Here is a 14801-nt window from a genome sequence, read left to right as displayed (position 1 = left end):
GTGCCGCAAAAGGATCGTTATAGTACTGAGCGCCAATATCAAACCACTCGGCAATCAAGCGCAACTCGGCACCCTCTAAATAGCCCTGGTGTGCACCACCATCCTCAAAGAGAGAAAAAACGAGCTCTCAAGTGCTGAGCTCGCTAAGGGAGAGGAAATATTGACAGTGACCATTACAGGGATCGGGTCACCATTACTGTCGAGCACCAGCTCACCATCTTCATCGACTTCGTAAACCGGATTTCCATCATTGTCATATTCTTGTACAAGTCGTGCGGTTAAAACCCCGTTGACCAATTCAAGCTCGGCACGGTCAACCACCAGCTCCGAATAAGAAATAAACCACGCATCGTTAACTGAAGACGCTGAGGTGGTGAGATCTAATTGTCCATCGGGGATCTGTATTGCTCCAGCGGCATCGACGGGGGAGTGACAACCTGTACAGGTATAGTCATCTATTACAGCACCAGTACTATCCAGTACCTCGCGGGACAAATCCCATAAAGGCTGAATATGCTGTTCATAGTGAATGACGATTCGACAGCTGCCCTCCCACTCCGTTAAACAGGTGGAATCCACTGGTGCATCCGTGCTCAAGTCGCCATAAGAGAGTAATAGTTCGTCATCCTTTGTGCGCACCGCAGGATCAGTCCACAAATCAGTAAAGTGTAGATCCCCTTCAAGCTCGGCCTCACCGACATAACGGGCCAACAGTTGGGCCATGGTCTCGCCCATTTCTGCCAATAACGCAGGCTCGGTATTGTCAAACGGTGCAGACGATGTCGGTGCTCCATCCCATGCCGACTCCAACTGCATGTCCGTACGACCGTGTGGAATTTCACTATCGCTGGTATGGCAACCGTTGCAGCTGCGCACTTCTCCCGCCTGCAACTGTAACCAGTTGTCATGAGGATCAAAAATACGCTTACCATCCGCATCAACAACTGAAATTGCCAGGGGCATATCTGCAGGAATTTTTACCCTGACGGAGCCATCGGGTTGTATAGGGGTATAACCTAATATTTCACGCATCCCCTGACTGCCATTGCGGCCAAATGCTGCTCCATCGAAGTCGAGAACATCATCATCGGGAATGCCCACAGCTTTGGAAACTTTCAGAAATCGAGCTGGACGCAAATCAGCACTGGTCTGGGCAGGATCTGCCAGGGTTGCGATACCGACAATATCCTCACCGTCAAAATCGTAAACACTACGAATATCCAGGACGCCAACAGATTCCTCCACCAGGTCTGCATCGACATCAATTCCAGCAACTGGGTCCGGAATATAGGTGGGCTCAGTGCGGGGCTCCAGAATAACCCCTTCAGAAATCATTTCACCCTCATCCACAACGACGATGGGAAGCTGGGTACCGGCAATATAGTCGTAAATCCACAGACCGTATAATGGGTCTGCCAATTGGATTTCTTCATCTTCGGCAACGCTATCTGGACAGGTCTCCAGTAGCTCGGTTTCTGCATTGATAACCCGGCATTCGCTCCAACCTACCAGCAATCGACTGGTGCCATCGTAGAACGGCCACGCAAATGCAAAGGTGCCGTGAGGGGAAATGGTATCGTCGGTAGTAACTTCTCCCACAGTGATAGAAGCCTGTCCGACCATTTCGCCACTTTGCTCTGGTTCACTGTAGGCTTCGCTATAGACAATTCCGTCAATCGTAATTAGATCCCCACCAAGGGTGAGACCGGAAGGAGCACGCAGAGTAGCCAAAAGGCGGCCATCGGGCATTTCATGTGGGCGATTGAAAGCAGCCTCAGTATCCTCGGTTCCTGTATCTTGACTGTGATAACCGTAATAGACCGACAGATCAGAACCATCTGGCTTTACCGTGTAAAGACTTAATTTGTCGATACCCGCAGCATTATCCCAGCGATTAAAGAGAATACGACCATCACTAAGTACAATTGGATTTAAATCATGACTCTGATTAAAAGATATCTGGGTCATATCAGTACCATCCGACTCCATAACATGAAGTACGAACGCTGGGTCTTCCCGGTTTTCTGTCAGAGCTGAAAACTGTGGTTTGTCATCATCCAGCAGTAGAGCCCTGGAGCGACGCTGTCGTGTAGATGAAAAAACAATACGCCCATCGGGTAAAAATGCCGGGGCGATATCCTGACCTTCTTCTGCAGTTAAATCTGACTCAATTACCCGGTTTAGTTCTTCTGTTTCGTTATTGTAAATCCAGATATTCCAAGTGGGCTGATCGTCATCATCGGCGTCTTCAATTTCCGGTGCCCGCATGGCAAAGATAAGCTGACTGCCATCCGCTGAAGTGTTCAGATCTTTAACATCGTAATCACCGTCAAAAATATCCGCAGTAATTACCGTTTCTGTGGCACTGGCAGTTGCACGGTCCTTTAATATCAGCTCGGCACCGGCAAAGAATTCTTCGGGCTCATAGATATCGTCTTCCAATAAGCCGCCGTCATCGTCAGTACTTAGCTGGCGACGCACAAAAGCAACAGGATAATCCTCCACTACGGGATCTTCAGCTTGATCTTCGTCGCTACTGGAACTGCCACCACCACTACACGCCGCCACCAGGAGTAAAAGCGGCACCGCACGCAAACATTTCATTTTTGTTATCCACCCGGGTTGGCATGAGCAGGGCTCGCCTTTTGTGCTCTATAGCCTGAGAACTTTTTTACGGCTTTGACCGTTAAGGGTAATTCTCGCAAGTTGTGCACAAAAAGTTTGCCAACTGGGACGCAAATATTAAAAGTCACTCTGACATTATTTAAATCTGGTTTTAGACTGTTTTGCCACACCCCAGTGATCTCACCGACAAAAATAGTCCAATGAAAAATAATTCGTCTCGAGCGCGTGTATTCCGGCTCACCACGGCAACCGCACTGCTCGGAGTGGGTCTGTGGAGTAATTCTGCCCTATCCGCATCGCAGGACCAGGCCTTGCAAATTCACAGCCGTATCACAGGAACCATTCCCAGTGAGAGCGTACTACTGGATATGGCAGAGGATATTGAAAATGGCGATCCTACCTCTGCGGCCTATACCGCAATGGAAAGTGATGCCTTCTACAATGTAACGTTAAAAAATCTGGCAACGCCCTGGACCAATGAGGAACAGGACGCGTTTGAACCATTGAATGATTACAGCGCGACTGTGATCGGTATGGTTCGGGATGATATGGACTTCCGTCAGCTGTTGTCAGCCAATATTCTCTATACCGGTAATATTTCTGGTTTGCCATCCTATAGCACTGGCGACAATGATCACTATGAGTCCCTGGAAGCTGGTGGCTATTCCCTACAGGATAATTTGGTGCAGGAAACTCAATCCTCCCTAAACGGCCTCCCGGCAAATGCCACCGCCGGTATTCTTACCAGCCGCGCTGCGGCCAAGGCGTTTTTTAGTGCCGGAACCAATCGCGCCATGTTTCGCTTCACGATGCTCAATCACCTGTGTAACGACATGGAGCAGGTACAGGATACCTCCCGCTCACCGGATCGCATCCGCCAGGATGTGAGTCGCAGTCCTGGGGGCGATAGCCGCGTATTTCAAAATAACTGTATCGGCTGTCATAGCGGCATGGACCCCATGGCCCAGGCATTTGCCTATTACGACTACGTGTACGATGCAGACAGTGATCCCGATGGTGAAGAGGGAGTCCTTGACTACAACACAGCCGGCGATGTCGATCCCGAAACAGGTAGCCGTGTCAAGGCCAAAAACCTGATCAACAGCGGTAATTTCCCCTACGGATTTATCATTCCCGACGACAGCTGGGTTAACTACTGGCGAGAGGGAACAAATATGCATTTGGGCTGGAGTGACAGCTTGTCCGGCAGTGGTAACGGCATGAAATCCCTGGGAGAAGAACTATCCAATAGCCGTGCCTTTGCTGAATGCCAGGTGACAAAGGTTTTTCGTCAGGTTTGTCTGCGCGAGCCGGAAGATTCCACCGACCGCGCACGAATAGAAACGATTACTGATGACTTCAGCAATACCGGCTACAAACTCAAGCAGGTATACGCAGACACTGCGGTTTACTGCGCGGGAGATTAAAAAATGAAATTCTATAAATGTCTCCCAACAGTGGAAAATTCGTTAACCACCCGCACCCTGGGTATTGCTTCTCTGTTTTGTGCCGCTTTAGCCCTCAGTGCTTGTAGTGGTGGCAGTGGCGAGGGCACGGAAAGTCAGCCTGACACCACTGATAGTGATGGTACCGCAGCCTATGCCGGGCCAGCCCCAGAGACCGAAGATGTCAACCAATACAAACTCTATATTTGGGATAACCTGGCGGCAACAAATCGCTGCGGTAGTTGTCACGTTGAAAATAATCAGAGTCCGCATTTTGTTCGTGGTGACGATATCAATGCTGCCTACAATGCGGGGCGCGAGCTAATTAATTTATCATCACCCGAAGAGTCCCGCTTGGTAACCAAGGTTGGCGGAGGGCACAATTGCTGGCTATCAAGCGATGATGCCTGTGCGGAAATTATTACCAACTATATTGAGGAATGGGCTAGAGCGACCGGTAGTCTGAGCAACACGATAACCCTTGTCGCCCCTGTCGAGCGTGAAGTAGGTGCCAGCAAAAGTTTTCCTGACTCTAGCAGCGGATTTAGCTCCACAGTTTATCCACTTCTACGCAGCTACTGCGCCAACTGTCACAGTGAAGAGGCAACAACCGCACAAACCCCTTATTTCGCCAGTTCCGATGTTGATCTGGCATACGAATATGCAGTTAGTAAAATAAATCTGGACTCTCCAAGCGAATCTCGATTCTCTGTGCGACTGGGTAGTGAATATCATAACTGTTGGGATGACTGCTCAGATAACGAAGCGGAAATGACCGATGCAATTCAGGCCTTTGCCGACACCATCAGTGTCACCGAGGTGGACCCCGACTGGGTTATCAGTAAGGCACTGCGCCTGACAGACGGTATTGTCGCAAGTAGTGGTGGCCGAATCGAGAGTAATGCAATTGCTCTTTACGAATTTAAAACCGGCAGCGGCACTACAGCCTACGATACCTCTGGGGTAAATCCTGCAATTGATCTCGCCCTCTCCGGCGATGTGGAATGGATCGAATCCTGGGGACTGCAATTAAAAGGGGGAAAAGCACAGGGGGCTACAGCCACCAGCAGCAAACTTCACGATACCCTCACTGCCACCGGTGAATACTCTATCGAAATCTGGGCCGCCCCGGCCAATGTCTCACAAGATGGGCCCGCGCGAATCATCACCTACTCCGGTGGTGATGATATTCGCAACTTTACCCTCGGTCAGGATCAATACAGCTACACCGTACAAAACCGCAACGACAACACAGATGCGGATGGTATGCCTGCCCTGGAAACCGATGACGCTGACCAGGTTGTACAAGCCAGCCTGCAGCACGTGGTGGCCACTTACGATCCAATTAATGGGCGCAAGCTTTACGTCAATGGCTCAAACACAGGGGAGCCTGACCTCAGCGAAGCCGGTTTGCTATCCACCTGGGACGATACCTTCGCGCTCGCCGTAGGTAGTGAAGTCAGTAACGGAAATAGCTGGGAGGGCTCCATTCGCCTTTTGGCAATTCACTCCCGAGCGCTGTCTGAAGAGGATATTGCCACCAACTACGAAGTCGGTGTCGGTGAAAAATATCTGCTTTTATTTAAGGTTGAAGAGCACACTGGCATTGCCGAAAGCTATGTCATGTTTACTGTTCAGCAATTTGATAATTACGCCTACCTCTTTAGCGAACCTACCTTTGTCAGCCTCGACGAGACTGTCGATCCATCGGGGGTCGCCATTGAGGGAATCCGGATCGGTATTAACGGTCGCGAGGCAGAAGTAGGCCAAGCCTGGGCCAAATTGGCTACCTCTGTCGACGATAGTTACGTGGCAGGTGAAGGTCAGCAGTTATCCAGACTCGGAACCATTATCACTTTGGATAAAGGTGCCCTCGACGATGAATTTTTCCTGACCTTCGAAAAAATTGGCAGCGAAACTTATAACCGGGAAGCAGACACTTCAGCGGAACCGGCCGAGGATGCTGATCTTGACCCGCAATCCCGCATAGGATTGCGCCGGTTTGAACAAATTCATGCAAACCTGTCCCAGGCGACCGGAGTTTCCATGGCCGACCCGGATATCTACGAAACTTGGGAAACAGTGAAGCGCCAGCTTCCGGTAGATAGTGATATCGAAGGATTCCTGGCAGCGCAGCAAATGGGTATTACCCAGCTGGCAGTGAAATACTGCAGTACTTTAGTGGACTCCAGTGACCGCAGCAGCTATTTCAGCGGATTTGACTTCAGTGCTTCCGCCGACACTGCCTTCGATAGTGCCAGCAAGCGGGCGCTGATTATCGATCCACTTATGGAAGGATTGCTTGGCCACGAGATGAACTGGCACGACGGCAGTGTCTCACAGCTGGCCAGCGCTCCTGACCTGGCTTCTGTAGAGGCTGAACTTGACTCACTAATCGATACCATGACTGCTTGTGGCAGCAGTTGCGAGTCAGACCGCACAGAAACCACTGTGAAAGCCGTATGCGCTGCAGCAATGGGCAGTGCGATGATCCTGATTCACTAATCTCGCAAGAAAAGAACCAGCAGCTTTGCAGGCAGGCAATAACTAATGGCGCCTGCCTGCAAAACCACTTAACAATAAATAGCCGCGATACCGATAACTATATCCGGGAATATTATGAGCAAGAAAAAACATTTTGATCTGGACCAGCCCCTGCGGCACCCGGACCACCGCCGCCCGGTAACACGTCGCGACTTTCTCGCCCAGGGTTTTCGAGCAGGTATGGCAACCGTGCTGGGAGGCTCCGTATTTAGCTTGTTTGCCGACCCCCGCAGTGCCCATGCAGCCCTGTCTTCAGATCTGGAAGCGCTGCGGCAAAGCAATGGTGGCCCCTGTGATGTCAGCTCTTTCGGCGCCGGCAAAATTCCTTTTATTTGTTTTGACCTCGCCGGCGGCGCCAATATCTCAGGCTCCAATGTGCTGGTAGGTAAAGAGGGCGGACAAATGGATTTCCTCAGTACCGCTGGCTACAACAAACAAGGGCTCCCCGGAGATATGATTCCGTCGCTCAGTGATGAATTTATCAACACTGACCTGGGCCTCGCCTTTCATAGTGATAGTGGCATGTTGCGCGGTATTTTGGAGAAAATCAGCAGCGGCACGGCATCGGCGACAAATGGTGCGGTTATTCCTGCACGCTCCGAAAATGATACCGGAAACAATCCGCACAATCCGATGTACGGTATCAACCAAGCCGGAGCCAATGGCTCACTGCTCGCCCTGATTGGCTCCAGCTCCAGCGATTCCGGCGGCAATTCCATGGCTCCTTCCGCCATGATTAATCCCGAAGTCCGCCCAACCAAGGTAGATCGCTCTTCCGATGTAACCGGCCTGGTAGATGTGGGAGACCTGGTGGGCTTACTCAGCCAGGAAGACACCGTTGCAGTTATGGAGTCGATGTACCGCATATCTGAAGCAAAGCTCAGTAATGTAGACACCCAAGTGAGCACCGATGCCGTTATTAAAGACCTGGTGCGCTGCGGTTATATGAAAAGTGCTGACCTGGCTGATCGCTTCGGCAACCCCGCCGACTTAAACCCCGAATCCGATCCGGATATCGTTGGCCCTTCCGGCATATTTACCAGCTCAGAGCTGAGTAGCGACAGCGAGTTCCAAAAAACTGCTTCAGTTATGAAACTGGTGATCAATGGGTATGCCGGCGCCGGCACGATCAGTATGGGAGGTTACGATTATCACACAGGTGATAGAGCTACCGGTGAACTGCGAGATCTACGCGCAGGACGCTGTATTGGCGCCTGCCTGGAGTATGCCGCACGCCGCAACCAGCCGCTGATGATTTATGTTTTTAGTGACGGTTCTGTTTTCTCCAACGGAACACTGGACGACTCAGTAGAGGGCCGTGGCAAGGGAGTCTGGACCGGCGATGACCAGCAAACTGCCGCTTCATTTTTCCTGGTATACAACCCAGCAGGACGGCCACAGCTAATTGGCAGTACGGTAGACGAGCAGGCAATCCACCAACAACTCGGCTATATGCGCAGCTCCGGTGATGTAGAAACCACTTCCACTCCAGCAGCTAACAACGTCAACCTTTTGGTAGAGACTGTCATACTCAATTATATGGCCCTGCATGGGGAGCAGGGTAATTTCTCCACGCTATTTCCAGACCATGGGCTCGGCGATAGCACTTTACAAGACAGTATGACCGCCTTTGAGTCCATTGTTTAAGTTGGAATAGTGATGCTCCGCTTTATTAAAGTTATTTTACTGTGTAGTGCCACCCTGTGCGCTACTTCCACTTTAGCCGAATGGCACTACGCTGAACGTGCCATTATGGGCACTCAGGTGCGCATGCAACTTTGGCATGAAGACAGTAATGAAGCCGAGCATCTTATTGAAGAGGTTATGGCGGAATTCCAGCGCCTCGACAATCAGTTATCTCCTTACAAGGAAGATAGTGAATTATCACTGGTCAACCGCACGGCTGGCCTGGGCAAGGTCAATATTTCGGAAGAGCTCACCAGCCTGATTGATAAATCTCTCTGGTTTAGCCAACTTACCAATGGAGCGTTTGATATCAGCTATGCCACCCTGGGTAAGCACTATGATTTTCGCCAGAAAAAACAAGCCGGTGCCCAGCTGACAGACTCCCTTTTAGAAGCTTTGAATTACCGTCACTTAAAACTGAATAAAAAGACCAACACCCTGAGTTTTGGTCACGAGGATACAAAAATAGATTTGGGCGGTATCGCCAAAGGATATGCTGTTGATCGAGCGATTGAGATTCTTAAGCAAGCAGAAATTTGCTGTGCCAGTGTCAGTGCTGGCGGCGATGCACGCATGCTCGGAGATAAACAGGGGCAACCCTGGTTAGTGGGTATTCGCCATCCCCGAGAGAAAAGTAAAAATGCTGCGGTTATTCCCCTGCGTGATATCGCTATCTCCACATCTGGAGACTATGAGCGCTATTTCATCGATGAACAGCAGGACAGAGTCCACCACATATTTAATCCATCGACTGGAAAGCCATCTACAACATCAGAAGAAGATACCGACAAATTGATCAGTGTCAGCATTATTGGCCCGCGTGGATTTGATACCGATCCACTTTCTACCAGTGTATTTGTTCTCGGAAAAGAAAAGGGCTTGGCGCTAATCAATCGCTTGCCCCAATTTGAAGCAGTGGTTATCGATAGTAACCGGAAGCTGTTTTTCAGTCGCGGTTTAGAGAATCTTTGAGTATTCCAATTTATCTTCATAGAAAATTTGCCAACAAGATCACATCAGATCATTGATCCCCTGACATAATTTGCGCCGACCATAGAATAATGCCGATTCCCATCAAAAGGTCTGCCATGAGACGCCCTCTTCAGTGCTTGATTTTCTTTATCAGCTTTTTTGCTTCAGTATTCCTGCAGGCCCAAGAAAATGATTTCTCCGCAGAGAAGCTGGAGGAATTAAAGCGCGATGTGCTCAAACTCAACAGGGATTTATTAATCCTTGAGGAAGATTTGTTATATCCGGCACAGAGTCAGATCGCTTTTTATGTATCTATGGACGTGGGCCACTATTTCACTCTGAATGCAGTAAAGCTTCACATTGACAATAAACTAAGTGCTAGTCATCTCTATACGCAACATCAAAGGGAAGCGCTCATTCGCGGTGGTATTCAACCACTCTACAAAGGCAACCTGAAATCCGGTGAATACACTATTTCTGCTTTTGTAACGGGCTTGGGACCCGAAGGACGCGAGTACAAGCGAGCGGCCAAGCTGGAATTAAATAAAACTGATGAGCCTGCCGTCATTGAGCTGGTAATCTCAGACAGTTCTGGCAAACAGCAGCCGGAGTTTGAGTTAGTGCAGTGGCCGACTCCCTAATCACTCATGTACTACCCATCTCTTACCCGTACCCTATGCCTGGCACTCACCCTTGTAACGGGCAGTATTTGCGCTCAAGAAGCTGAATCTATAGCCGATAAGGAAAATTCCGGCGACGAAAAACAGGTCCAACAAAAGTACCAAAGGGCTCAGGATCTAGCCTATGGCACCACTCTTTACAATTATTTCCAGGGAAATTATTTTGATGCTCTGAGTACACTGTTAGTTGCCCAACAGAGAGACTCAATTCAGATTCATCGAGATAACGCCGCCTTGATTGAGGGCGGTATTAGCCTTGGATTTGGCTTACATAGACGTGCGGCTGAATTATTTGAGCAGCAGGGAAATACCAGTACAGCGCCCAAATACCGGCGCACTGCATGGTTAAAATTGGCTGAGTTAAATTACTTGAATGGTGATTTTTCTACAGCAATAACACACCTGGAGAAATCCGGGGTTGCCGAGGGATCATCCTTACCTCTCAACCTCGCCCTGCGTAACAGTGACCTTACCGCAGCAAAAAAATTGCTGGAAACCAGTGATCTATTTCCTGCGGAAAGATTACTTGGACGTATTAATCTGGCCGCAGCCTACGCTAGGTCCGGAGAGTTACCAGCGGCAATCCGTGAATATCAAGCGGCCATCGATTTTTCAGCTGCGATCGATATTCCATCAACAGAGATTCCTATACTTGTCGATAAAGCCCATATTGGGATGGGATACGCCCTCGCCCTAGCGGAGCAACACACCGCAGCCAAGGAAGTTTTTTCCAAGGTCCGTCTTAACACACCCTGGGCAACTCGAGCACTCCTGGGGATGGCCTGGTCCTCGATCAACGGTGAAGACTATCAGGCGGGCATAGATGCACTGCAATTTTTATTAGATAAACACCACTATAGTCCCGCAGCACGGGAAGCCATGGTTGCGCTACCTTATGGCTACGAAAAACTGGAAAATCGACCTGTTGCCCTGCACACATATCGAAGCGCTGAAGCTTATTACCTAGAAACGCTTACAGAATTACAGCAGTTACAGCAAGCCCTGGCATCGGAGCCCCTGGCCTATGATGCCGCTCAACGGGAAGCATGGCGTTATGGCTGGTTGCAATTGGCCCAGGCTTCACCCCTCCTGCGTGATAACCAGCACTTTTTGCGCCCCATTTTACAAAGCGACCGTTTCCAGCTGCGGCTTACCGAGTTGCGCGATCTGCAGCAATTGAGCCTGGTGCTGCAAGCTTGGGAAAATAAGCTGCCCCAATTCACCGATCTTATCGAAGAGCGCCACCTGCGCCGCACAACTATTATCGATCACTACAATAGCGCTCAGTTTGACCAACAGTTGCAGATGGCAACACAGCAATATGATCATTTGAGAGCAGCACTCGAGCAAATTGAGCGGGAGCGCGACGCACTCACTTTATTGGCGACCACCGCCACTCCAGATGATCAAAGTGAAACCCTGGAATTATTGGAAATTCTCACCGGCGCACAAGAGCGTCTTAAAAAAATCCAGGACAGCGGCAAAGCCAGCCAACAACAAGCGGAAACCCTGGCGAAAGCCCGGGGGATTTTGCTCTGGCAAGCCAGTGAACAGTATCACGACAAGTTATGGCAACAACGGAAATCCCTACAGCAGCTCAAAGATCAGTTACGCAGTGGGCGGGAACAACGCAAGAAAACAGATACCGAGGCACAGCGGGGCCCACAATTGCGCCAGCTAGCCTATCGAGTGGTCACTGCCAGTGACCGAATACCCGCACAGCAGGCAGCGATAGACAGCGCCAGCGAATTGATTGAAGCCGAATTGCGCCGGGAAGTCATCGCCCAGCTCGGTAGGGAGCAGGAACAAATTCGTAAATACATGGCTCATACACGCCTGGCTATCGCACGCCTGCAGGATGCTCAAATGCAGGCGGTCCCCACAAGCCCCAGTGCTGACAGCGACACAGATAATACCGGGGCCGAAGAGCATGAATAACATCCCACATCGGGCAGGTATATTTGCCCTGCGCTCCTTGGCTATTGGTATTTACTGTGCATTAACGGCTTGTGGCAACCAACCGGTTCAAACCCTGGCTGACCTACCCCCAGCCACTGTGCCCAATCCACAGGGTGAAGGACCACAAAACCCACCCCCGCAACCGGCTATCGCGCTGGAAAACCTGGTGCAAAGTTACCGCACTGCACTGGAAAGCCACACCGACCCCAAAGTTCAGCAACAAATCCATTTGCGCCTGGCTGACTTGGAAATGGAGCGGCTGGAGCAAAAACAGTCCGACAATCCGGATACCATTGTCGACTACTCCAGCGCGGTCGATTATTACCAAAGTCTCTCTGCACAGCGCCCGAAAGATGATTACATTCTCTATCGCTTAGCCCGCGCCAGGGCACTGGATGGGGAGATGCCTGCGGCCTTACAGGCATTGGAAAAGATTGCCGGTAGCGCACCGGACTCACCATTTATCGGCGAAGTCTTATTCCGCCGTGGCGAGGCGGCATTCAACCGCAAAGACTACCCCAGCGCCGCCCGAGATTTCCGTGCATTGCTCAAGCAGGGGCCGAGTCCATTTACGGATAATGCTCGCTATATGCTGGCTTGGTCAGAATTTAAATCGAGCAATTACCGCGCATCAACAGAAATTTTCCTCCAGTCGCTGGATATTTTGCACAGTGAGGAACAAGGGGAGGAACTGCCTGTTGGGCGGCAGCGCCTGCGTGAAGACAGCCTGCGCGGGCTTGCATTAAACTTCAGCTACCTGGGAGGCGCTGAAGCCATTGAGTCTTTTAACCTCGATGGAGAGCCGCGTCCCTATCAGCACCAACTATACAGCGCACTCGGTACCTGGTATCGGGAAAAAGAGTTGTTCCGCAACAGTGCCGATACCTTTTTGCAATTCGTCAATCACTACCCGCAAACCGAGCAAGCCCCACAGCTTCATCTTCTCGCCGTTGAAACCTTGCAAGCGGGGAGACTACATAAAGAAGTTCTGCCTACGAAGCGGGACTTTGTGCGTCGCTATGGTGTGAACAGTGATTACTGGCAAGCAGCAGGTGAAACTCAACAACAAGAGTTAGCCAAAACCCTGCAACCATGGCTGTACGAATTGGCTCAATTTGACCACGCCCGCGCACAGGAATTGGCTCAGCAGGTGGCAAAGCTGCCCGCAAGTAAAGTGAAAGAACGCCGCCTTGTCAGCGCACAATCACTGGGAGCCTATCGCAGTGCCGCCGCTTTATATCGGGAATACGCACAGACTTTTCCACAAGACCCTCGTACGCCATCCATGGTTTTCCTGATGGCGGAGTGTCTCGAGCAAGCTGCAGATCATCCCGCCGCTTGGCGCGCTTACAGCCAGGTCGCCTGGGAATACCAAGATCCAAAGTATGGCGCCGAAGCCGGCTATGGGGCCATTCTCAGTGCAGCTAGAGTACATGAACAAACCCCCGACCAAGAGGCTGAGCAAAAAGCTCTATGGCTAGACCGCAATATTGAAGCGAGCTTGAAATTCGCACAGAGCTGGCCACAAGACCCAAGGGCACTGCCTGTACAGCTGGCCGCTGCCGATAAGTTGCTACAACAATCGCGCTTTGCCGAGGCCATCGCCGCCGCCGAGCACGCCGACCAATGGCAACCTCCGGCAAATCGCCAGCAGCAATTAAGTATTGCGATGATACTGGCGCACAGCCATTTTTCCCTGAAGCAATACCCCCAGGCTGAGGCCGCCTACACACGCGCACTCGCATATCAGCCCAATGAAACACTGCGCAAAGATGCCTTGCGCCAATTGCAGTTATCTATCTATCGCCAGGCAGAAATCATTTTGGCCCAGCGCGAGAGTGAAGATGCCGCTCCCAGCGAAGAGGCTCTCTATCACCTACTGCGTATCCGCGACAGTGGGCGAACGGAAATCGCCGCTACCGCCCAATACGATGCGATTAATTTCCTTATTCAGCTGGGGCAATGGCAGCGAGCCAGCACAGAGCTGGCAGATTTTCGCCAATTCTATCCCGCGCATACTTTGACGCCAACACTGGCCGCCAAGGCCGTTGTTATCTTTGACGCGCTGGAAATGCCAGTAGCGGCAGCCGCAGAGTTGCTGCAATTAGCCTCTACAGACCCAGATCGGGAAGTTCGCCGTCAATCCCTATATATGGCCGCAGAAAACCTGCAAAAAGCTGGTGAGTACGACAAAGCTATTGAAAGCTACCGCAACTACAGCAAATTGTGGCCGGAGCCTGCTGAGCAACGCCTGGAAGCACAATTCCAACTAGTAGAAATCTATGCTCAGACCAAACAAACAACGAAACGGAATTACTGGCTACAGCAACTGGCACAGAATTCACTGCAATCGCCTCGCGGTCGGTACCTGGCTGCTTATTCGCAAAGTGAATTGGCAGAACAGAGCTATGCAAAGTTTGCTGAACTGGCATTGCGTCTACCATTAAAAACCAGTCTCGCTAATAAAAAGCGGGCTATGCACACGACAGTAGCTGATTACCGCAAAGTCCTGGAGTTTGGTATTGCGGAATTCACCCCTCAAGCCAACTATCGCCTTGCAGAAGTTTACCGGCAGCTCAGCCGGGACTTGATGGACTCACAGCGCCCTAAAAACCTGAATGACCTTGAACTGGAACAGTACGAAATTCTACTGGAAGAACAGGCCTACCCTTTTGAGGAGAAGTCCATAGAACTTCATGAGGCCAATATCCAGCGCACGATTGAGGGTATATACGACGACTGGGTTAAACGCAGCTTCCATTCACTGGGGGAGCTGTTACCTGCGCGATATAAAAAAGATGAAAAAACTTTGGGGTGGAGTGATGCACTGCACTGAATTGAGTACCGTAAAAAATATCGGCGGTACGGTTCCTAACTACCATTGTGCTGG

General features: G+C 50.7%; 8 protein-coding genes. 7 read left to right on the top strand and 1 reads right to left on the bottom strand.

Annotation, left to right across the window (positions count from 1 at the left end):
• Window positions 1-75: 75 nt before the first annotated feature.
• On the bottom strand, window positions 76-2604 hold the full coding sequence (locus P0078_RS15650; RefSeq protein WP_282930860.1) for an HzsA-related protein: 2529 nt from the start codon (window positions 2602-2604) through the stop codon (window positions 76-78).
• Between the two features lie 221 nt (window positions 2605-2825).
• On the opposite strand from P0078_RS15650, the gene P0078_RS15645 reads away from it, so the two are divergent.
• The 7 genes from P0078_RS15645 (at window position 2826) to P0078_RS15615 (ending at window position 14747) form a co-directional block, all read left to right on the top strand.
• On the top strand, window positions 2826-4052 hold the full coding sequence (locus tag P0078_RS15645) for a hypothetical protein (RefSeq protein ID WP_282930859.1): 1227 nt from the start codon (window positions 2826-2828) through the stop codon (window positions 4050-4052).
• Between the two features lie 3 nt (window positions 4053-4055).
• A complete protein-coding gene (locus tag P0078_RS15640) occupies window positions 4056-6575 on the top strand; it encodes a LamG domain-containing protein (protein ID WP_282930858.1) in 2520 nt (839 codons plus the stop codon).
• 114 nt (window positions 6576-6689) lie between these two features.
• Window positions 6690-8261, top strand: coding sequence for a general secretion pathway protein GspF (locus tag P0078_RS15635; RefSeq protein WP_282930857.1), 1572 nt, complete (start codon window positions 6690-6692; stop codon window positions 8259-8261).
• 12 nt (window positions 8262-8273) lie between these two features.
• Complete coding sequence (locus P0078_RS15630) at window positions 8274-9272, top strand: FAD:protein FMN transferase (RefSeq protein WP_282930856.1); 999 nt, start codon at window positions 8274-8276, stop codon at window positions 9270-9272.
• Between the two features lie 116 nt (window positions 9273-9388).
• Window positions 9389-9913: an AraC family transcriptional regulator gene (locus P0078_RS15625; RefSeq protein ID WP_282930855.1), complete on the top strand. Its 525-nt coding sequence runs from the start codon at window positions 9389-9391 to the stop codon at window positions 9911-9913.
• Between the two features lie 6 nt (window positions 9914-9919).
• The gene (locus P0078_RS15620) at window positions 9920-11890 is read left to right on the top strand and encodes an ATP-binding protein (RefSeq protein WP_282930854.1); all 1971 of its coding nucleotides are present in this window, start codon (window positions 9920-9922) and stop codon (window positions 11888-11890) included.
• Complete coding sequence (locus tag P0078_RS15615) at window positions 11883-14747, top strand: tetratricopeptide repeat protein (RefSeq protein WP_282930853.1); 2865 nt, start codon at window positions 11883-11885, stop codon at window positions 14745-14747. Before P0078_RS15620 ends, P0078_RS15615 begins: the two co-directional genes overlap by 8 nt.
• The last annotated feature ends 54 nt before the right edge of the window (window positions 14748-14801 follow it).

It is taken from the genome of Microbulbifer sp. VAAF005, from assembly GCF_030012985.1.
Lineage (GTDB): Bacteria > Pseudomonadota > Gammaproteobacteria > Pseudomonadales > Cellvibrionaceae > Microbulbifer.
This window is presented reverse-complemented; position numbering and strand designations above follow the sequence as displayed.

What these genes read in the sequence shown, in the direction of transcription:
- P0078_RS15650 (WP_282930860.1), bottom strand. Translation starts at nt 2,604, where the DNA reads ATGAAATGTTTGCGTGCGGTGCCGCTTTTACTCCTGGTGGCGGCGTGT.
- P0078_RS15645 (WP_282930859.1), top strand. Translation starts at nt 2,826, where the DNA reads ATGAAAAATAATTCGTCTCGAGCGCGTGTATTCCGGCTCACCACGGCA.
- P0078_RS15640 (WP_282930858.1), top strand. Translation starts at nt 4,056, where the DNA reads ATGAAATTCTATAAATGTCTCCCAACAGTGGAAAATTCGTTAACCACC.
- P0078_RS15635 (WP_282930857.1), top strand. Translation starts at nt 6,690, where the DNA reads ATGAGCAAGAAAAAACATTTTGATCTGGACCAGCCCCTGCGGCACCCG.
- P0078_RS15630 (WP_282930856.1), top strand. Translation starts at nt 8,274, where the DNA reads ATGCTCCGCTTTATTAAAGTTATTTTACTGTGTAGTGCCACCCTGTGC.
- P0078_RS15625 (WP_282930855.1), top strand. Translation starts at nt 9,389, where the DNA reads ATGAGACGCCCTCTTCAGTGCTTGATTTTCTTTATCAGCTTTTTTGCT.
- P0078_RS15620 (WP_282930854.1), top strand. Translation starts at nt 9,920, where the DNA reads ATGTACTACCCATCTCTTACCCGTACCCTATGCCTGGCACTCACCCTT.
- P0078_RS15615 (WP_282930853.1), top strand. Translation starts at nt 11,883, where the DNA reads ATGAATAACATCCCACATCGGGCAGGTATATTTGCCCTGCGCTCCTTG.